This is a genomic window from Streptomyces sp. NPDC093795 (genome assembly GCF_044764665.1).
Classification (GTDB): Bacteria; Actinomycetota; Actinomycetes; order Streptomycetales; family Streptomycetaceae; genus Streptomyces.
In genome coordinates this window covers 742,117-759,575 of the sequence record NZ_JBIWIO010000002.1, presented here as the reverse complement: position 1 = coordinate 759,575, position 17,459 = coordinate 742,117, and the positions used below count along the sequence as shown (strand labels likewise).

Below are 17,459 nucleotides of genomic sequence, written 5' to 3'. Positions count from 1 at the left end.
CGTCGCCGTTCCTGGAGTCCTCATGCGCGCCGTCCGCCTCTCCGTCGTCACCGCCGCCGCGACCGCGGCCGCTCTGACCGCCGTCACGGGCTGCACCGAGAAGAGCGACGCCGAGGGGGCGGACGGCGCGATCACCGTCGTCGCCAAGGACGACTCCTGCGAGGTGTCGAAGAAGCAGTTCCCGGCCGGCCACGTGAAGCTGAACGTCGAGAACCGCGGCTCCAAGGTCACCGAGGTCTACGTGCTCTACCCGGACGACCGGATCGTCACCGAGCGCGAGAACATCGGCCCCAGCACCAGGGCCACCGTCACCGCCGAGATCAAGGCCGGTGCCTACGCGATCGTCTGCAAGCCCGGCATGACCGGCGAGGGCATACGGCAGCAGGTCGAGGTCACCGGCGCCGCCGCCGGCCCGAAGCGCTCCCCCGAGATGGACGCCGCCGTCGCCGCGTACCGCCAGTACGTCCAGACGCAGGCCGACACGACCCTCCCCAAGGCGAAGGTCTTCACCGACGCCGTCCGCGCAGGTGACATCGAGGCCGCGAAGAAGGCGTACGCCGAGTCCCGCGTCGGCTGGGAGCGCACCGAGCCGGTCGCCGAGTCCTTCGGCGACATCGACCCCAAGGTCGACGTCCGCGAGGACGGTCTGGAGGCCGGCCAGGACCCGGCCACGGACTGGACCGGCTGGCACCGCCTGGAGAAGGCGCTGTGGAAGGACAAGAAGATCGGCGCCGCCGAGAAGACACTCGCCGACACCCTGGACAAGGACCTCGCGGACTGGGCGAAGCGGGTCGGCAAGGCCGAGATCACCCCGACCTCCATGGCCAACGGCGCCAAGGAACTCCTGGACGAGGTCGCGACCGGCAAGGTCACCGGCGAGGAGGAGCGCTACTCGCACACCGACCTCGTCGACTTCAAGGCGAACGTCGAGGGCGCGCAGAAGTCCTTCGACCTGCTGAAGCCGGTCGCCTCGAAGAACGACCCGAAGCTCGTCGCCGAACTGGACAAGCAGTTCGCCGCCCTGAACACGCTGCTCGACACCTACCGCACGGACAAGAACAGCTACGTCTTCACCTCGTACGACAAGGTCGGCGACCCCGAGCGCAAGGAGCTGTCGGACGGCGTCAACGCGCTGGCCGAGCCGCTGTCCAAGCTCGCCGCCGCCGTCGTCAAGTAGCAGCGGCGACAACGGAGGACGGGCATGTCCGAGGAGATACGGGAGCCGTCGGCCACCGCCGCCGTGCCCTCCCGCCGTACGGTCATCGGCTGGGGCGGTGCCGGGCTCGCGCTCGGTGCCGCGGCGGCCGGCGGCGCGGCCCTGGTCGCCCGGGACGGGGACACCCCGGTGCCGGTCGGCGACAGCCGCGCGGCCGTGCCGTTCCACGGTCCGCACCAGGCCGGTATCGCCACCGCCGTCCAGGACCGGCTGCACTTCGCCGCCTTCGACGTGACGACCGAGGACCGCGCCGAGCTGATCCAGCTCCTCAAGGAGTGGACACGGGCAGCCGAGCGGATGACGGCCGGCGCCGAGGTCGGCGGGGGCGCGTACGGCGGACTGCCGGAGGCGCCGCCCGACGACACCGGCGAGGCGCTTGGCCTCAAGCCGTCCCGTCTCACCCTCACGATCGGCTTCGGCCCCACACTCTTCGACGGGCGTTTCGGGCTGACGGACAAGCGTCCCGGGGCCTTGGTGGAGCTGCCCAAGTTCCCGGGCGACAACCTGGATCCGGCGCGCAGCGGCGGAGACCTGTGCGTCCAGGCCTGCGCGGACGACCCGCAGGTCGCCGTGCACGCCATCCGGAACCTGGCGCGGATCGGCTTCGGCACGGTCGCGGTGCGCTGGTCGCAGCTGGGCTTCGGCAAGACGTCGTCGACGACCCCCGACGCCCAGACCCCGCGCAACCTCTTCGGCTTCAAGGACGGCACCCGCAACATCGCGGGCACCGAGACCGAGCGGCTCGCCGAGCACGTGTGGGTCTCCGGCGGGGACGCCGAGGGCGGCGCGGCCTGGATGGACGGCGGCTCGTACCTCGTCGCCCGCCGCATCCGGATGAACATCGAGACCTGGGACCGTACGTCGCTCGCCGAGCAGGAGGACATCTTCGGCCGCGACAAGCGCGAGGGCGCCCCCGTCGGCAAGGCCAGGGAGCACGACGAGCCGTTCCTGAAGGCGATGAAGCCGGACTCGCACGTCCGGCTCGCCCACCCCGACACCAACGGCGGGGCGACGCTCCTGCGGCGCGGGTACTCCTTCACCGACGGCACGGACGGCCTCGGGCGCCTTGAGGCGGGCCTGTTCTTCCTGGCGTACCAGAAGGACGTCCGGACCGGCTTCATCCCGGTGCAGACCTCGCTCGGCCGCGCCGACGCCCTCAACGAGTACATCCAGCACGTGGGTTCGGCGCTGTTCGCGATCCCGCCGGGCGTCCGGGACAAGGACGACTGGTGGGGCAGGGCGCTGTTCTCGTGATCGAGGAGGAGAACCGACGTGTTCGGTAACTATCTGATCGGCCTGCGCGAGGGCCTCGAAGCCAGTCTGGTCGTCTGCATCCTCATCGCGTACCTGGTGAAGACCGATCGGCGGGACGCCCTGAAGCCGGTCTGGATCGGCATCGGCGTGGCCGTCGGCGTCGCCCTGGCCTTCGGCGCCGGTCTCGAGTTCGGCTCCCAGGAGCTGACCTTCGAGGCGCAGGAGCTGCTGGGCGGTTCGCTGTCGATCGTCGCGGTGGTCCTGGTGACCTGGATGGTCTTCTGGATGCGGCGCACGGCCCGGCACCTGAAGGACGAGCTGCACGACAGGCTGGACGCGGCTCTCCAGGTGGGGACGGGCGCGCTCGTCGCCACCGCCTTCCTCGCGGTGGGCCGGGAGGGCCTGGAGACGGCGCTGTTCGTGTGGGCGTCGGTACGGGCGTCCTCCGACGGCACGTACGCGCCGCTGACCGGGGTCCTGCTCGGTCTCCTCACGGCGGTCCTCCTCGGCTGGCTGTTCTACCGGGGCGCCCTGAGGATCAACCTGGCGAAGTTCTTCACCTGGACCGGCGGGATGCTGGTCGTGGTGGCGGCGGGCGTCCTCGCGTACGGCGTGCACGACCTCCAGGAGGCCCGCTTCCTCGACGGCCTCGCGAACAAGGCCTTCGACGTCTCGGCGACGATCCCGCCGGACAGCTGGTACGGCACGCTCCTCAAGGGCGTGTTCAACTTCCAGCCGGACCCGACGGTGCTTCAGGTCACGGTGTGGGCGCTGTATCTGGTCCCGACGCTCGCGCTGTTCCTGGCCCCGATAGGGTCGGGTCCGTCCGTGCGGGTGAAGAGGCAGAAGGCGACCGATGAGAAGGCTGAGGCTGAGGCGAGCGCCGAGACCGCTTGAGCGGCTGTCGGCACGGCCGGCGAGGCTGCTCGCGGCCACGGCGGCGACGACCGTCCTGGCGCTGGCGGCGAGCGGCTGTGTGACGGTGCACGGGGAGCTCGCCCTGATGCCGCCGGCAACGAAGTCCGAGGCGGCGCAGGCCCTCGCGGACTTCACGAACGCCTACAACCGGGCCGACAAGACCTACGATCCGGCCCTGGACGCGGGCCGGGTCACCGGACCGTTCGGGGAGATAAACCAGGCGAGCCTGCGGGCGCGCGCGGTCGTCACCCCCGGGGGCAACGCGAACCACCGGCCCCTGGAACTGACGGACGCGCGGTTCGTGCTGCCCCGGAAGGCGGGCTGGCCGCGCTGGTTCCTCGCGGACGCCGACCCCAACCGGGACACCGACTCCGGCCCCGGTGACCAGCGCTGGCTCCTCGTCTTCGTACGCAACGGGCCGCAGCAGCTGTGGGAGGTCGCGCATCTGGTGATCCTCAGCCCGTCCGCGGTGCCGGAGTTCGCCGAGGAGGACGGGTACGCGGTGCCGGTCGCCGCGGACACCGGAGCCCTCGCGGTCGCGCCGGAGAAGCTCGGCGAGCGGTACGTCTCGTATCTGAAGGACGGGGAGGCGGGGCCGTTCGCGGCGGGGTCGCACACCTCCCAGTGGCGGAAGCAGCGGCTGAAGACGGCCAAGAAGCCGGGGCTCGCCACCCAGTACCTCGACCGGACCGCCAACCAGGGCGACTTCGCGCCGCTGGGGCTGCGGACGAAGGACGGCGGCGCGTTCGTCTTCTTCGCCACCCGGTTCTTCGAGCGGCAGACGGCGGCGCCGGGCTACCGGCCCAAGGTCGACGCGGGCGTCAAGGCGCTGCTGACCGGCCAGGTCAAGAACACGGTCACCAAGGAGTGGGTGTCGAACCAGGTGGCCCTGGTGGGGCCGGCGGGCACGGCCCGCGACGGCGTCACGATCACGGGCCGACTCCAGGGCGTGGTGGGCGCACAGGGCTCGTAGAGCCTCCGTCGGTCGACCGACCAGCGCGTCAGCGGGTCACCCGGCCGCCCTCACCGGCCGGCGGGTCAGCCCGTCAGCGGGTCAGGGGCCAGGCGATCTCGTGGGCCGGGTGCTCCCCGTCCCCGTCCGCCTGGCGCTCCGCCGCGTGGCGCGCGCAGGCGTCCTGGAGGGTCTCCAGGAGGTTCAGCGGGTCGGGCAGGGGGTGCTCGGGGCCGCGGAGCCAGGCGACGACCGGGTGGGCGCTCTCGTCCCCGGGGAGCCGGGCGGGCGGTACGAGGACGTAGCTGCCGCGGCAGTGCCAGCGGAGCCCCGGGTGCTCGTCCATGGTCTCGGGGTGGCAGTCGAGCTCACACGGCCACCACTCGTCCTCGTCCTCGGGGGTGCCGCGGGTGGCGGTGAAGAAGAGCATCCGCCCGCCGGGGGTGTCGGCGTCGGCGGACTCGGCGACCGGCCCGACCTCCACGCCCTCGGCGAGGAGACGGTCGAGGGCGGCGCGGCCGGCGGCCATCGGTACGTCGAGGACGTCGTGGACCATGCCGGTGGCGGTGATGAAGTTCGCCTCGGGCGCGTTCCGGGCCCAGCGCTCGATCTGGGCGCGGTCGGTGGTCGACTGGGTCTGCCAGGCGAAGGAGACGGGGTGCCGGGCGGGGGTGGGGCAGCCGATCCGCTCACAGGAACAGCTGTAGCCGACGGGGTACGCGGCGGGGGCCAGGGGCAGCCCGGCTGCGGCGGCGGCCAGGAGCAGCTTCTCGCGGTCGTTCTCGTCGTCGGCCGCGGTGCGTTTCGGGCGCCTGCGCAGCCACTGTGCGAGTTTGCTCTCCGTGCCGCGGTAGCGGCCGATGCCGTCGCCCATCTATCCCCTCACACCTCATGCTCGCCCGTTCGGCTCTGCCCATGGTCCCACCATCCTGCGCCTCGGGTGACCGGAGTGCGGAACCGGGGTGCCCCTCCGGGCCTCAGATCCTCGGCGCGAGGCCGCGAAGCGCGAGGTCGACGAGGGTGTCGGCGTAGGCGTGGGTGAGGGGCAGGGTGCGGTGGATCCACCGGTGGTGGAGGGGTCCGATCAGGAGTTCGAGGGCGGTGCGGGGGTCGACGTCCGGGTCGACGTCGCCGGCGGCCTGGGCGGCCTCGATGCGGCGGACGTAGTGCTGGAGCTGGGGTTCGAGGAGCGCCGCGGTGAAGCGGGCGCCGAGCTCGGGGTCGACGACGCCCTCGGCGGCGAGGGCGCGGGTGGGTCCGTCGACGGTGGGGTCGTTCAGCTCGTCGACGGTGGCGCGCAGGACGTGCTTGAGGTCGGCGGCGAGGTCGCCGGTGTCGGGGATCCCGCTGTCGGCGTCGCCGCCCGCGGTCTCGGCGGCCCGGGTCTGGAGGTCGAGGAAGGCGTCGAGGAGGACGGCCGCCTTGGAGGGCCACCAGCGGTAGATGGTCTGCTTGCCGACGCCGGCGCGGGCTGCGATGCCCTCGATGGTGGTCTTCGCGTAGCCGGTCTCGGTGACGAGGGCGAGGGCGGCGTCGAAGATGGCGCGGCGGGAGCGTTCGCTGCGGCGGGAGGCGTCGGGGGCCTTGGGCTCGGGCATGGGGCCAATCTAACAGCCCGCGAGACGTCACGTCTCGCTTGAGGGGGACCGGGGCCCGCTCCGGGGGGCTCCCGCCGGGGGCCCGCTCCGGGGGCCCCGCGCCCCGGGGGCCGACTCCGTAGGTCCCCCGCCAGGGGCCCGCTCCGTGGCGGGCTCCCGCCCGGTGGCCCGCTCCGTGGGCACCGAACCACCCGAACGGTCCACAGCGTGCGGGGCGCCGAAGGCGGACCATGGGGTCCACCGTGCCGCGGTTCTTCCGCCCACCCGTCCGTGAGGAGCCCTCATTGCGCCCCACTCCGCGCTCGTCCTCGCCCCGCCGTTATCTGATGTGCCCACCCACGCACTTCACGGTGACGTACTCCATCAACCCCTGGATGGACCCCACGAAACCGGTCGACCTGCCGCTCGCCCTCGCCCAGTGGGAGGACCTGCGCGACCGCTACCGCGCGCTCGGCCACACCGTCGAGCTCCTCGCCCCCGACCCGGCGCTGCCGGACATGGTCTTCGCGGCGAACGGCGCCACCGTCGTCGAGGGCCGGGTCCTCGGCGCGAAGTTCGCCCACGCGGAGCGCGCGGCCGAGGCCGACGCGCACCTGGCCTGGTTCCGCGGAAACGGTTGGGCGGACGAGGACGTACGGGCCCCGGAGCACGTGAACGAGGGCGAGGGCGACTTCGCCGTCACCGCCTCCTGGATCCTCGCCGGGCGGGGCTTCCGCTCCAGCCCGCTCTCCCACGACGAGGCGCAGGAGTTCTTCGGCCGCCCGGTGATCGGCCTCGAACTGGTGGACCCGCGCTACTACCACCTGGACACCGCGCTGTGCGTCCTGGACGACGCCCGAGACGAGGTCATGTACTACCCGGGCGCCTTCTCGCCCGGCAGCCGCGCGGTCCTCGCCCGGCTCTTCCCGGACGCCCTGATCGCGACGGAGGAGGACGCGGCGGCCCTCGGCCTGAACGCGGTGAGCGACGGCCGCCACGTCCTGCTGCCGCAGGCCGCGGTGGGCCTCTACGACCCGCTGCGCCGACGCGGCTTCGAACCGATCGGCATGGACCTGGGCGAACTCCTCAAGGGCGGCGGCAGCGTGAAGTGCTGCACCCAGGAACTGCGGCCCTAGTCGGTGCCCTCCGGCGGCCAGGAGTCGCCCCACTCGGCGTCGCGGGCCTGCTTGTACAGGGGCCCGTGGCGCTTGGTGACCGTCTCGCGGGCGAGTCCCTCGGGGCCGCACAGTTCGAGGAGGACCAGGCCCTTGCGGATCTGGGGCCTGCGGGTGACTCGGGAGACCGTCGGGATCGCCGGGTCCCTGGTGGCCGCCACGTAGCTGTACTTCTCGTCCTCGTACGGCAGCGAGCCGCCCTTCACCTGCCGGTGCAGCGAGGAGCGGCTGACCCGCGCCGAGAAGTGGCACCAGTCCGTGCCCGGCTCGATCGGGCAGGCCCCGCTGTGCGGGCAGGGCGCGGCGACGGTGAAGCCGGCGTCGATCAGCAGGGTGCGGGCCGCGATGATCCGCTCGTAGCCGTCGGGGGTGCCGGGCTCGACGATCACCACCGTCCGCGCCGCCCGCGCCGCCTCGGTCACGAGCGCCGCCCGGTCGTTCTCGGTCAGCTCCTTGAGGACGTACGAGACGGTGACGAGGTCCGTGTCCGCGAGCCGCAGCGCGCCCCCGATCCTGGCCGTGCGCCACTCGGCGTCCAGGGTCCCGGCGGCGAGCTCGCGGCCGAGCGCGAGGGCGGGCTCGGCCCAGTCGAGGACGGTGGTGCGGGGCGGCCGGTCCTCCCAGGCCTCGGCGACGGCCCAGCTCGCCGCGCCCGTACCGCCGCCGACGTCCGTGTGGGTACGCGGCTCCCAGTCGGGCGCGGCCTCGCGCAGGGCGTCGAGGGCGCCCCGTACGGCCTCGTAGGTCGCCGGCATGCGGTAGGCGGCGTACGCGGCGACGTCGGAGCGGTCGCGCAGCACGGGGGCGTCCGTCGGGGTGGTGCCCCGGTAGTTGACGATCAGCCGCTCGACGGACCGGGCGGCCTGGGAGGGCGGCAGCCCGTCGAGGAGCCCGGCGAGGGCGGCGCGCAGGGAGTCGGCGGAGGGGGCGGAGGCGTTCACCGAGACAGTTTAGGCGGCCGTCCTCCTGAGCCCCACCAGCTCCCGGACCGGCCCTGGGCAGCCGCCCCGGGCCCCACCAGCTCCCCGGCCGGGCCCTAGGCGGCCGGGTCCTGCGTGCCCGCCGCTCCCGGCGCGGCCCGCCACGGGCGGCACAGGCCGAGGAAGCAGGCGACGGCGAGGACGGCGCACGTGAGCTGGACGACCGCCATCGGGACGGCGGTGTGTTCGCCCGCGATGCCGACGAGCGGCGAGGCGACCGCGCCGACGAGGAACGACGTGGTGCCGAGGAGCGCGGAGGCCGATCCGGCGGCGTGCGGGGTGCGCATCAGGGCCTGGGCGTTGGTGTTCGGCATGGCGAGGCCCATCGCGGACATGAGGACGAACAGTCCCGCGGCCACCGGCACGAGCCCGACCTCGCCGAAGACGCCGCTGGTCATGAGGAGCAGCGCGAGCGAGGCGAGCAGGATGGTCCCGAGGCCCCAGCCGAGCGCCTTGTCGAGGCTGACGCGGCCGACGAGCAGCTTGCCGTTGATCTGGCCGACGGCGACGAGCCCGATCGAGTTGAGCCCGAAGAGCAGGCTGAAGGTCTGCGGCGAGGCCCCGTAGATCTCCTGGACGACGAACGGCGAGGCCGAGATGTACGCGAAGAGGGCCGCGAAGGCGAGGCCGCCGGTCAGCATGTAGCCGGTGAAGACCCGGTCGGCGAGGAGGCCCTTCATGGTGCGCAGGGCCTGGCCGACCCCGCCCTCGTGCCGCCGCTCGGCGGGCAGCGTCTCGTCGAGGAAGCGCCAGACGACGAGGGTGAGGAGGAAGCCGATCACGGTGAGGACGTGGAAGACGCCCCGCCAGTCGGTGAGGCGCAGGATCTGGCCGCCGATGAGGGGCGCGATGATCGGGGCGACGCCGGAGATCAGCATCAGGGTGGAGAAGAACCGGGCCATCTCCACGCCGTCGTAGAGGTCGCGGACGACGGCGCGGGCGATGACGATGCCGGCGGCGCCCGCGAGGCCCTGGAGCAGCCGGAAGCCGATGAGGAGTTCGGCGGTGGGCGCGAGCGCGCAGACCGCGGTGGCGAGCACGTACACGACCATGCCGATGAGCAGCGGGCGGCGGCGGCCCCACTTGTCGCTCATGGGGCCGACGACGAGCTGACCGAGGGCCATGCCCGCGAGGCAGGCGGTGAGGGTGAGCTGGACGGTGGCGGCGGGGGCGTTCAGCGCGCCGGTGACCTCGGGCAGGGCCGGGAGGTACATGTCCATGGAGAGCGGCGGCAGAGCGGTGAGGCCGCCCAGGACGAGGGTGACGAGCAGCCCGGTCCGCCGGGCGGCCTCGACCGGAGCGGTTTGCATTATGTTTTCTTCTGTTGCTTTCTGGCCGCTCTTCGGCATCAACCGCTCCATTTCGTTGAATCCTTGCCTATGCTCTCAGCTCGACCGGCATGGTCGAGACCTCTCTGGAATGGGTGGGGAACATGAGCGAGAAGGTGCGCTGGGGAATCCTGGCGACGGGCGGCATAGCGGAACGGTTCACGACGGACCTGCTGACGCTCGACGGCGCGGAGGTCGTCGCCGTGGCCTCCCGGACGGAGGCGTCGGCGAAGGCCTTCGCCGACCGGTTCGGGATCCCGCGGGCGTACGGCGGATGGGACGGCCTCTTCGCCGACGAGGACGTCGACGTGGTGTACGTGGCGACTCCGCACCACGCCCACCGGGAGGCGGCCGGCCGCGCTCTGGAGGCGGGCAAGGCGGTCCTCTGCGAGAAGGCTCTCACACTGAACGCCCGCGAGGCCGAGGAGTTGGTCACTCTCGCCCGGGACCGTGGTCTCTTCCTCATGGAGGCCATGTGGATGTACTGCAACCCGCTGATCCGGCGGCTCGTGGAGCTGGTCCGCGGCGGGGCGATCGGTGAGATCAGGACCGTACAGGCGGACTTCGGGCTCGCGGGCCCGTTCGCCGCGGACCACCGGCTGCGGGACCCGGCGGTGGGCGGCGGGGCACTGCTCGACCTGGGCGTGTACCCGGTGTCGTTCGCGCAGCTGTTCCTGGGCGAGCCGGACACCGTCCAGGCGCACGCGCTGCTCTCGCCGGAGGGCGTCGACCTCAACACCGGCATGCTGCTCGGCTGGGACACGGGCGCGTCGGCGCTGCTCTCCTGCTCGCTCGTCGCGGACACCCCGCTGACCGCGTCCGTGACGGGCACGCTCGGCCGGATCGACCTGCCGCGCGGCTTCTTCTTCGCCGAGCGGTTCACGCTGCACCGCGACGGCCGGGACCCGGAGGAGTTCGTCAACGACGACGATCCGCACTCGCTGCGGCACGAGGCCGCCGAGGTCATGCGCTGCCTGCGCGCGGGCACGACCGAGTCCCCGCTCGTCCCTCTCGACGGCTCGCTCGCGGTGATGCGGACGCTCGACGCGGTACGGGACCGCGTCGGCGTCCGCTATCCGCAGGAGGCGCTGGTCACGCCGGTGTGAGACCCGGGTCGCCCGCCTCCGTGACGAAGGAGGCGGCCGTGGTGACGGGGGCGCCCGGGGTCGTCACGTACGGCACCGTACGGAAGTCGGCCCGGGCGGCCTCGGCGCCGAGCGCGACCGTCACGTAACCGCGCCGCCCGTTGAAGAACCTCAGGTGCGGGTTGGCCTGCGTGAGCTTGTCGTAGTTGGCGGGCCGGTCGGCGCCGTCCTTGCCGCTGCTGATCGAGGTGGCGACGATCTCGGTGCCGACGGTCCGGGAGGCCGGGTCGCGGAAGTCGGCCTTGATGTCGAGGCCGTACCCGACGTGGATGTCGCCGGTGAGCACCATCAGGTTCTCGACCCCGGCGGCCTCCGCGCCCGCGAGGAGACGCCGCCGGGAGGCCGCGTAGCCGTCCCAGGAGTCCATGGACACCTTGAAGTCGGCGGTGGGGCGGTCCCGGCGCTCGGCGAACACGACCTGCTGCGGCAGGACGTTCCAGCGGGCGCGGGAGGCCCCCCAGCCGTCGAGCAGCCACCGCTCCTGGGCGGCGCCCGTCATCGTCCGCGCCGGGTTCTCGGACTCCGGCCCCGGGACCTGCCAGCCGTCCCCGTACGCCTGGTCGGAGCGGTACTGGCGGGTGTCGAGGATGTCGAACTGGGCGAGGCTCCCGAAGCGCAGCCGCCGGTAGAGCCGCATGTCGGGGCCCTCGGGCCGCTGGGGCGCGCGCAGCGGCTGGTGCTCCCAGTAGGCGCGGTAGGCGGCGGCGCGGCGGAGCAGGAACTCCTCCGGCGGGACGCCGTTCTCGGGGGTGCCGCCCGCGTAGTTGTTCTCGGTCTCGTGGTCGTCCCAGGTGACGACGAAGGGGTGGGCGGCGTGGGCGGCCCGCAGGTCGGGGTCCGACTTGTAGAGGCCGTAGCGCAGCCGGTAGTCCTCCAGGGTGATCGTCTCGCGCGCGAAGACGGCCGGGAGGGTGCGGTCGGTGTAGGCGCGGGCGCCGCCGGTGGCGTTCACGGCGTACTCGTACAGGTAGTCGCCGAGGTGGAAGACGACGTCGACGTCCTCCTCCGCGAGGTGGCGGTAGGCCGTGAAGTAGCCGTCGTGGTACGCCTGACAGGAGACGGCGGCGAGCTTGAGCGCGGAGTTGCTGGCCCAGGGGGCGGGCGCGGTGCGGGTGCGCCCGACCGGGCTGATCCAGTCGCCGACGCGGAAGCGGTAGAAGAACGCCCGGTCGGCGTCGAGGTGGTCCACCTCGACGTGGACGGTGTGGCTGAACTCCGGGTGCGCGGTGGCCCGGCCGCGTCGCACGGTCCGGGTGAAGCGCTCGTCACGGGCGAGCTCCCAGTGGACCGAGACCCGCTCGGCCGGCAGTCCGCCGCCCGGCTCGAAGGGGCGGGGCGCGAGCCGCGTCCAGAGCAGTACGGACCCGGGCTGGGGGTCGCCGGAGGCCACCCCCAGGGTGAACGGGTCCTCGGTGACACGCCGGCCGTCGAGCTCGGCGGCCGCCGCGGCACCGGCCGTCGGCAGCTGGGTGGCGAAGGCGAGCGCGGCGGCGGCGCCGGTGACGGTGAGGAACCGCCGGCGCCCGAAGTGCCGCGCCGCGGCGCGAAGTTCCTCGCTGTGGCCCGATATGTGATGCATGTGCCCCTCCCCAGACGGATGCTGTCCGTCCGTCATTCGAGGGGGGCCCGACGACCTCACGTTGTCGGGTACAGAACATCCACGTGTCGGAACGATGAGTTCATGGGGCACGCGTCTCGCGTACGCTGCGCGCCCATGAACATCGCAGTGGTGACGGGAGCGGGATCGGGCATCGGCCGGAGCGTGGCACTGGCCCTCGCGGCGGCCGGCTGGTCGGTGGCCCTGGCGGGGCGCAGGGCCGGGGCCCTGGAGGAGACGGCCGCGGCCGCGGGCTCCGCGGAGACGCTGTGCGTCCCGACGGACGTCACCTCGGCCGAGCAGGTCGCGGCCCTCTTCGCGGCGGCACGGGACCGCTACGGCCGCGTCGACCTGCTCTTCAACAACGCCGGTACGTTCGCGGGCGGCGGCGTCCCCGTCGAGGACCTGGACCCGGCCACCTGGCGGTCGGTCGTCGACGTCAACCTGACGGGCGCGTTCCTCTGCGCCCAGGCCGCCTTCCGGACCATGAGGGAACAGGACCCGCAGGGCGGCCGGATCATCAACAACGGCTCGATCTCCGCCCACGTACCGCGCCCGCACTCGATCGCGTACACGGCGACGAAGCACGCGATGACGGGCCTGACGAAGTCCCTGTCGCTCGACGGCCGCCCGTACCGGATCGCCTGCGGCCAGCTCGACATCGGCAACGCGGCGACCGAGATGACGGCCCGCATGCAGACCGGCATCCTCCAGGCCAACGGCCAACTGGCGGCGGAACCGGTGATGGACGCGGCGGACGTGGCGGCGACGGTGGTGCACATGGCGTCGCTGCCGCTGGAGGCGAACGTCCAGTTCGCGACGGTGATGGCGACGGGGATGCCGTACATCGGCAGGGGGTGACGGGCGCGACGGCCCACCACCCCCATGAACACCCCCTACGCCTGACCGGTCTCGAAGCGGGCGATCTTCCCGCCCTCGACCGTGAAGCGCCAGCGGGTCCGCATCTCGCCCCAGGTGTCGTTGCGGAAACGGGCGACGAGGTCGCGCCCGTCGCCCTTCTCCGACTCGATCTCCATGTGCCCGCGCGAGGAGAAGACCTCCTTCTCCGTCCACGCGGCCAGGTCACGGTCGGACCCGTCGTCGGACATGGTCGCCCCGGGTGTGAGCGCCTCCCGGAAGGCCTCCTCGTCGTTGGCGTTGAGGGCCGTGACGAAGGCACGCACGGCGGGGTCGGTGAGCTGATGCAGGGGAATCGTCATGCCCCCACCCGTACACCGGGCCGGCGCGGACCCCCGCCCGGGCGCGCGGAACTGTCACCTCCCTGACGACTTCTCAGCTCCACCCAGCCTATGACCTGCGTGTTCACTGGCCCGGAAGAGGGCCGTCCGGGGCATGGTCCGGGTAACTCCCGCATCCAACCCAGGAGGATCGATGCCGAACGACGGCAAGGTCGTCAAGCTGTACGTGAAGGGGGCCCCGGTCGGGGTCGAGGACGGAGCCCTGGTCGGCTTCCTCGCCGAGCCCGACCGGGCCCGGGCGCCGGAGTGGCTGGTCACCCACGAGGCCGACGGCTTCCGTCTCACCGCCAAGGGCACGGAGGAGACCGTCGCGTCGGAGGGCACCGAGCGCGCCCCGGTCGCCGTCCGCGCCGACGACTCCCCCGCCTCCCTCTGGCGTCTCCAGCGCGTCGACGGCGACGGCGCCACGACGATCACGTCACTGGCCGACCTGCGGGACGGCACGTACGCGATCGACCAGAACGGCCTGGCCCTCGGCCGCGACCTGTTCGAGGACCGGTCCACGCTCCCCAAGCGCGTCTTCGTCCGTACGGACGACCGCGACCCCCAGTGGACGATCGAGGTCCTGGACTGACGTCATGAGACCGCGCCCCACCCGGCACCCCGGGGCGGGGCGCGGTGCCGGCTCAGCCGGCGACCCCCGGGTGAGGCACGGTGCAGCCTCAGCCGGCGACCCCCGGCACCACCAGACCGGACTCGTACGCGATCACCACCGCATGGGTCCGGTTCTGGGCGCCGAGCTTGGTCAGCACGTTCCCGACGTGCGTCTTCACCGTCTCCAGGCTCACCGTGAGCGATTCCGCCATCTCCGGGTTGGACAGGCCGGTGGCCATCAGCCGCAGGACCTCCTCCTCCCGCCCGGTCAGCGCGGCCCTCGGCAGGGCCTCGGCGGAGTCCAGCGGGCGGGCGGCGACCATCCGGCGCAGGGCCGCGGGGAAGAGGATCGCCTCGCCCGCCGCGACCACCCGCACCGCCTCCGCGATCCGCGGGACCGGAAGCCGCTTGAGTACGAAGCCGCTGGCCCCGGCGCTGAGCGCGGCCGTCACGTAGTCGTCGTTCTCGAAGGTGGTGATCACCACGACCTTCGGCGGTTCGGCGTCCCCGGCGAGCAGGTGCCGGGTGGCCTCGATCCCGTTGCGGCGAGGCATCCGTACATCCATCAGGACGACGTCCGGCCGCAGCAGCCGCGCCTGTTCGACCGCCTCGACGCCGTCGGCGGCCTCGCCGATCACCGCGAGCCCCGGTTGGGCCGAGAGGAGCGTGCGCAGGCCGCTGCGGGTCACCTCGTCGTCGTCCGCGACGAGGAGGGTGACGGGGGCGGCCGCGGCCGCTTCGGGGCCGGTCACGGCGACACCCGTACGGGGAGCCGTACCGCAAGGCGCCAGTGCCCGGGCCCGTCCGGCCCGGCGTCGATCTCCCCGTGCAGGAGCCGTACGCGTTCGGCGAGTCCGGGCAGTCCGTGCCCGGACGTGGGGAAGGCTCCCGGTCCCCCGCGCGTACGGGTCGCGTCCCCGGTCGGGTTGACCACACCGAGCTCCAGGCTGTCCGGCGCGACGGCCACGCGGACCTGGATCGGGCCGTCCGCTCCGTGCCGCATCGCGTTCGTCAGCCCTTCCTGGAGGATCCGGTACGCGGCCCGGGACAGCGTCCCGCGCACCCGCGCCAGGTCCCCCGAGAGCTCCGGCTCCACGACCGCGCCGGCGTGCCGCAACCGGTCGAGCAGCTCGGGCAGGTCGGCCAGGGTACGGGTCGGCGCCGTCTCGGCCTCCCGTTCGCGCAGGACGCCGAGCACGTAGTCCAGGTCCTCCAGCGCGGCCCGCGCCGACTCCTCGATGCTGCGCAGGGCGGCCCGCGCCGCCACCGGGTCGGCGGAGAGCACCTCGCCCGCCACCGCGGCCTGGATGGTGGTCGTCGTGAGTGTGTGCCCGATCGAGTCGTGCAACTCGTGGGCCAGCCGGTTGCGTTCGGCGAGCCGCAGTTCCCGCTCGGCCGCCAGCGCGAGCCGCTCGGCCGCGGACGGCCCAAGCAGCCGGGGCGCCGACCACCGCAGGGCCTTCGTCACCACCGCGCACACGGCGGCGGCGAGGAGCAGACAGCCGAGGGCGGCCACCCAGCTCTGCCAGCCGCCGTCGACCCGGACCGACCGGCCGAACAGGCTCAGGCCCAACTCGGCGTCGAGCCAGCCCCCGGGGAGGGTCAGGGCCGCGAAGAGCAGCACACCGCTGGCCAGGGCGCCCGTCCAGCCGAGCGCCACGTGCAGCAGCAGCCAGAGGGGGGTCCGCCAGCGGTCGCGCCGGGAGGGGGCGGCGGGGGGTGGCGCGGCGGGGCCACGCGCGGCGGGGCCCGGCCCGGCGTCGGGCGCACGCGCGGCCGTCCGTACGGCGACGGGATCGGGATCGGCGACGGGACCGGCGACGGGGTCGGGCAACGCCACGCTCAGCAGCCGACGGGCGGACACGACGAGCACCCGCCGGGTGGTGCGGGCGAGACCGACGAAGCCGATCAGCGCGGCCCAGACGACCAACACCACGACAACCTGCACGCCCTCGGGAGCGGACCGCCAGGCCAGCGCCGGCAGCAGCGCGAAGGACAGCAGGGGAAGGCTCGCCAGAACGGCGCCGTAGGCGAACAGCGCACCCGAGTACGTGGAGCGGCGCAGCAGCGGCCGAAGTCCCTTGATCATGATCAGCCAGTATGGACGGGCGGCTCACGCGGGGCCTCCCCCGATCGGGGGAGTACTTTCTCCCGCTTTCCCGCGATGCGCGCCGGAGCCCCGGAATCCATGATCGTGGCCTGCCCGGTCGACGGGTACCCCGAGACTCCCACGGAGCTGACTCATGCGCACTCAGACCAGCCACGCCGCCCCCGCCGCCGCCCCCACCCCCGCCCCCTCCGGCCGACGGCGCGGGGCCCTCATGGCCGCCGCCGCGATGGTCGTCGCCGTCATGACGACGGGCGCCCTGACACCGCCGGCGGCGTCCGCCGCCGCGCGGCCGGACACCGTGCAGCAGGGCCTGGACGCGCTGGTACGGGACGGCCAGCCCGCCGCCCTGGCGACCGTCCAGGACCGCGACGGCCGCACCCGTACGTACACCGCGGGCGTCGGCGACCTCGCCACCGGTGCGAAGGTGCCGACGGACGGCCAGGTGCGGATCGGCAGCAACACGAAGACGTTCACCGCGGTGGTCGTCCTGCAACTGGTCGGCGAGGGAAAGGTCGCCCTCGACGCCCCGGTCGACACCTACCTCCCGGGCCTCGTACGGGGGAAGGGGCGCGGGAAGGGCATCGACGGGCGCCGCATCACCGTCCGTCAGCTCCTCCAGCACACCAGCGGACTGCCCGAGTACGGGGAGCACGTCGGCGACGACGAGCTGGCGCACCGGTACTTCGAACCCCGCGACCTCGTGGACATCGCCCTCTCGTACCCGGCCGTGTTCGCGCCGGGGAAGAAGTGGTCGTACAGCAACACGAACTACATCGTGGCCGGTCTGATCGTGCAGAAGGTCACCGGCCGCCCCCTGGCCGAGGAGATCGACCGGCGCGTCGTCCAGCGCATCGGGCTGCGCCACACCTACTTCCCCGCCCCCGGTGACAAGACCATCAGGGAGCCCCACCCGAAGGGCTACCGCTGGATGACGGAGGGCGGACAGCCGCTCGACTACACGGAGATCGACCCGTCGGCGGCCTGGGCGGCGGGCCAGATGATCTCCACCAACTCCGACGTCAACCGTTTCTTCACCGCGCTCCTGGACGGCGAACTCCTCCCGGCCGCCCAGCTCGCCCAGATGCGCACCACCGTCCCGGTCGCGGACACCGGCGCCCACTACGGCCTCGGGCTCATGAGCAGGAAGCTGTCCTGCGGCGGCGTCTACTGGGGCCACGGCGGCGACATCGTGGGCTACGAGACCCGGGGCGGCGCGACCGACGACGGCCGCGCCGCGAACATCGCGGTGACGAGCATTCCGGCGGACATCGCGGGCACGAGGAGCGTGGAGAAGGTAGTGGACAAGGCGTTCTGCCGCTGAGGCGACGAAAGCACCAGCGAAAGCCGCCATCAG

At 73.1% G+C, this 17,459-nt stretch carries 17 protein-coding genes; 9 read left to right on the top strand and 8 right to left on the bottom strand.

All coding sequences use genetic code 11. The features are described from left to right. Positions 1 to 22: 22 nt before the first annotated feature. From efeO to ACIRB7_RS08460, 4 genes are read left to right on the top strand one after another with little or no spacing between them, the layout of a single operon-like run. The gene (gene efeO / locus ACIRB7_RS08475; RefSeq protein WP_403594163.1) at positions 23 to 1,177 is read left to right on the top strand and encodes an iron uptake system protein EfeO; all 1,155 of its coding nucleotides are present in this window, start codon (positions 23 to 25) and stop codon (positions 1,175 to 1,177) included. Between the two features lie 24 nt (positions 1,178 to 1,201). After that, positions 1,202 to 2,470, top strand: coding sequence for an iron uptake transporter deferrochelatase/peroxidase subunit (gene efeB, locus ACIRB7_RS08470; RefSeq protein WP_403594160.1), 1,269 nt, complete (start codon positions 1,202 to 1,204; stop codon positions 2,468 to 2,470). Between the two features lie 18 nt (positions 2,471 to 2,488). Then, positions 2,489 to 3,367: an iron uptake transporter permease EfeU gene (efeU, locus tag ACIRB7_RS08465; RefSeq protein WP_403594157.1), complete on the top strand. Its 879-nt coding sequence runs from the start codon at positions 2,489 to 2,491 to the stop codon at positions 3,365 to 3,367. Then, the gene (locus ACIRB7_RS08460; RefSeq protein ID WP_403594154.1) at positions 3,327 to 4,361 is read left to right on the top strand and encodes a hypothetical protein; all 1,035 of its coding nucleotides are present in this window, start codon (positions 3,327 to 3,329) and stop codon (positions 4,359 to 4,361) included. The genes efeU and ACIRB7_RS08460 overlap by 41 nt, the downstream gene beginning before the upstream one ends. 73 nt (positions 4,362 to 4,434) lie before the next feature. Here ACIRB7_RS08460 and ACIRB7_RS08455 read toward each other — a convergent pair whose 3' ends face one another. Then, positions 4,435 to 5,214 (bottom strand): bifunctional DNA primase/polymerase, encoded by a 780-nt coding sequence (locus tag ACIRB7_RS08455; protein WP_403594151.1) that lies wholly within the window; start codon positions 5,212 to 5,214, stop codon positions 4,435 to 4,437. Between the two features lie 103 nt (positions 5,215 to 5,317). Next, positions 5,318 to 5,938 (bottom strand): TetR/AcrR family transcriptional regulator, encoded by a 621-nt coding sequence (locus ACIRB7_RS08450; RefSeq protein ID WP_403594148.1) that lies wholly within the window; start codon positions 5,936 to 5,938, stop codon positions 5,318 to 5,320. Positions 5,939 to 6,222: 284 nt separating this feature from the next. Between ACIRB7_RS08450 and ddaH the strand changes: the two genes are divergently transcribed. Beyond that, on the top strand, positions 6,223 to 7,053 hold the full coding sequence (ddaH, locus tag ACIRB7_RS08445) for a dimethylargininase (RefSeq protein ID WP_403594145.1): 831 nt from the start codon (positions 6,223 to 6,225) through the stop codon (positions 7,051 to 7,053). On the opposite strand, the gene ACIRB7_RS08440 is transcribed toward ddaH, so the two are convergent. Both ACIRB7_RS08440 and ACIRB7_RS08435 read right to left on the bottom strand, forming a co-directional pair. Beyond that, complete coding sequence (locus tag ACIRB7_RS08440; protein WP_403594142.1) at positions 7,050 to 8,033, bottom strand: small ribosomal subunit Rsm22 family protein; 984 nt, start codon at positions 8,031 to 8,033, stop codon at positions 7,050 to 7,052. The two genes, ddaH and ACIRB7_RS08440, sit on opposite strands and share 4 nt — an antisense overlap. A 95-nt stretch (positions 8,034 to 8,128) precedes the next feature. Then, complete coding sequence (locus ACIRB7_RS08435; protein WP_403594139.1) at positions 8,129 to 9,382, bottom strand: Bcr/CflA family multidrug efflux MFS transporter; 1,254 nt, start codon at positions 9,380 to 9,382, stop codon at positions 8,129 to 8,131. Positions 9,383 to 9,504: 122 nt separating this feature from the next. On the opposite strand from ACIRB7_RS08435, the gene ACIRB7_RS08430 reads away from it, so the two are divergent. Then, positions 9,505 to 10,506: a Gfo/Idh/MocA family protein gene (locus tag ACIRB7_RS08430; RefSeq protein ID WP_403594137.1), complete on the top strand. Its 1,002-nt coding sequence runs from the start codon at positions 9,505 to 9,507 to the stop codon at positions 10,504 to 10,506. On the opposite strand, the gene ACIRB7_RS08425 is transcribed toward ACIRB7_RS08430, so the two are convergent. After that, positions 10,493 to 12,124, bottom strand: a complete 1,632-nt coding sequence (locus ACIRB7_RS08425; RefSeq protein WP_403594134.1) for an alkaline phosphatase D family protein — start codon at positions 12,122 to 12,124, stop codon at positions 10,493 to 10,495. The two genes, ACIRB7_RS08430 and ACIRB7_RS08425, sit on opposite strands and share 14 nt — an antisense overlap. Positions 12,125 to 12,226: 102 nt before the next feature. Here ACIRB7_RS08425 and ACIRB7_RS08420 point away from each other — a divergent pair, with 102 nt between their 5' ends. Next, positions 12,227 to 13,003: an SDR family oxidoreductase gene (locus tag ACIRB7_RS08420; protein ID WP_403594131.1), complete on the top strand. Its 777-nt coding sequence runs from the start codon at positions 12,227 to 12,229 to the stop codon at positions 13,001 to 13,003. Between the two features lie 35 nt (positions 13,004 to 13,038). On the opposite strand, the gene ACIRB7_RS08415 is transcribed toward ACIRB7_RS08420, so the two are convergent. Continuing rightward, a complete protein-coding gene (locus tag ACIRB7_RS08415; RefSeq protein WP_403594128.1) occupies positions 13,039 to 13,362 on the bottom strand; it encodes a nuclear transport factor 2 family protein in 324 nt (107 codons plus the stop codon). A gap of 172 nt (positions 13,363 to 13,534) precedes the next feature. On the opposite strand from ACIRB7_RS08415, the gene ACIRB7_RS08410 reads away from it, so the two are divergent. After that, a complete protein-coding gene (locus ACIRB7_RS08410) occupies positions 13,535 to 13,975 on the top strand; it encodes a hypothetical protein (RefSeq protein WP_403594126.1) in 441 nt (146 codons plus the stop codon). A gap of 88 nt (positions 13,976 to 14,063) precedes the next feature. Here ACIRB7_RS08410 and ACIRB7_RS08405 read toward each other — a convergent pair whose 3' ends face one another. Together ACIRB7_RS08405 and ACIRB7_RS08400 are read right to left on the bottom strand one after the other, a co-directional pair. After that, positions 14,064 to 14,747 carry a response regulator gene (locus tag ACIRB7_RS08405; RefSeq protein ID WP_403594123.1) on the bottom strand — a complete coding sequence of 228 codons (684 nt, stop codon included), beginning with the start codon at positions 14,745 to 14,747 and terminating at the stop codon, positions 14,064 to 14,066. Then, the gene (locus ACIRB7_RS08400; RefSeq protein ID WP_403594120.1) at positions 14,744 to 16,084 is read right to left on the bottom strand and encodes a sensor histidine kinase; all 1,341 of its coding nucleotides are present in this window, start codon (positions 16,082 to 16,084) and stop codon (positions 14,744 to 14,746) included. The genes ACIRB7_RS08405 and ACIRB7_RS08400 overlap by 4 nt, the downstream gene beginning before the upstream one ends. A gap of 154 nt (positions 16,085 to 16,238) precedes the next feature. Here ACIRB7_RS08400 and ACIRB7_RS08395 point away from each other — a divergent pair, with 154 nt between their 5' ends. Further along, entirely contained in the window at positions 16,239 to 17,426 is a 1,188-nt protein-coding gene (locus ACIRB7_RS08395; RefSeq protein WP_403594117.1) for a serine hydrolase domain-containing protein, read from the top strand. Positions 17,427 to 17,459 lie beyond the last annotated feature (33 nt).

What these genes read in the sequence shown, in the direction of transcription:
- efeO (WP_403594163.1), top strand. Translation starts at nt 23, where the DNA reads ATGCGCGCCGTCCGCCTCTCCGTCGTCACCGCCGCCGCGACCGCGGCC.
- efeB (WP_403594160.1), top strand. Translation starts at nt 1,202, where the DNA reads ATGTCCGAGGAGATACGGGAGCCGTCGGCCACCGCCGCCGTGCCCTCC.
- ACIRB7_RS08460 (WP_403594154.1), top strand. Translation starts at nt 3,327, where the DNA reads ATGAGAAGGCTGAGGCTGAGGCGAGCGCCGAGACCGCTTGAGCGGCTG.
- ACIRB7_RS08455 (WP_403594151.1), bottom strand. Translation starts at nt 5,214, where the DNA reads ATGGGCGACGGCATCGGCCGCTACCGCGGCACGGAGAGCAAACTCGCA.
- ACIRB7_RS08450 (WP_403594148.1), bottom strand. Translation starts at nt 5,938, where the DNA reads ATGCCCGAGCCCAAGGCCCCCGACGCCTCCCGCCGCAGCGAACGCTCC.
- ACIRB7_RS08435 (WP_403594139.1), bottom strand. Translation starts at nt 9,382, where the DNA reads ATGCAAACCGCTCCGGTCGAGGCCGCCCGGCGGACCGGGCTGCTCGTC.
- ACIRB7_RS08430 (WP_403594137.1), top strand. Translation starts at nt 9,505, where the DNA reads ATGAGCGAGAAGGTGCGCTGGGGAATCCTGGCGACGGGCGGCATAGCG.
- ACIRB7_RS08425 (WP_403594134.1), bottom strand. Translation starts at nt 12,124, where the DNA reads ATGCATCACATATCGGGCCACAGCGAGGAACTTCGCGCCGCGGCGCGG.
- ACIRB7_RS08420 (WP_403594131.1), top strand. Translation starts at nt 12,227, where the DNA reads ATGGGGCACGCGTCTCGCGTACGCTGCGCGCCCATGAACATCGCAGTG.
- ACIRB7_RS08415 (WP_403594128.1), bottom strand. Translation starts at nt 13,362, where the DNA reads ATGACGATTCCCCTGCATCAGCTCACCGACCCCGCCGTGCGTGCCTTC.
- ACIRB7_RS08410 (WP_403594126.1), top strand. Translation starts at nt 13,535, where the DNA reads ATGCCGAACGACGGCAAGGTCGTCAAGCTGTACGTGAAGGGGGCCCCG.
- ACIRB7_RS08400 (WP_403594120.1), bottom strand. Translation starts at nt 16,084, where the DNA reads ATGATCAAGGGACTTCGGCCGCTGCTGCGCCGCTCCACGTACTCGGGT.
- ACIRB7_RS08395 (WP_403594117.1), top strand. Translation starts at nt 16,239, where the DNA reads ATGCGCACTCAGACCAGCCACGCCGCCCCCGCCGCCGCCCCCACCCCC.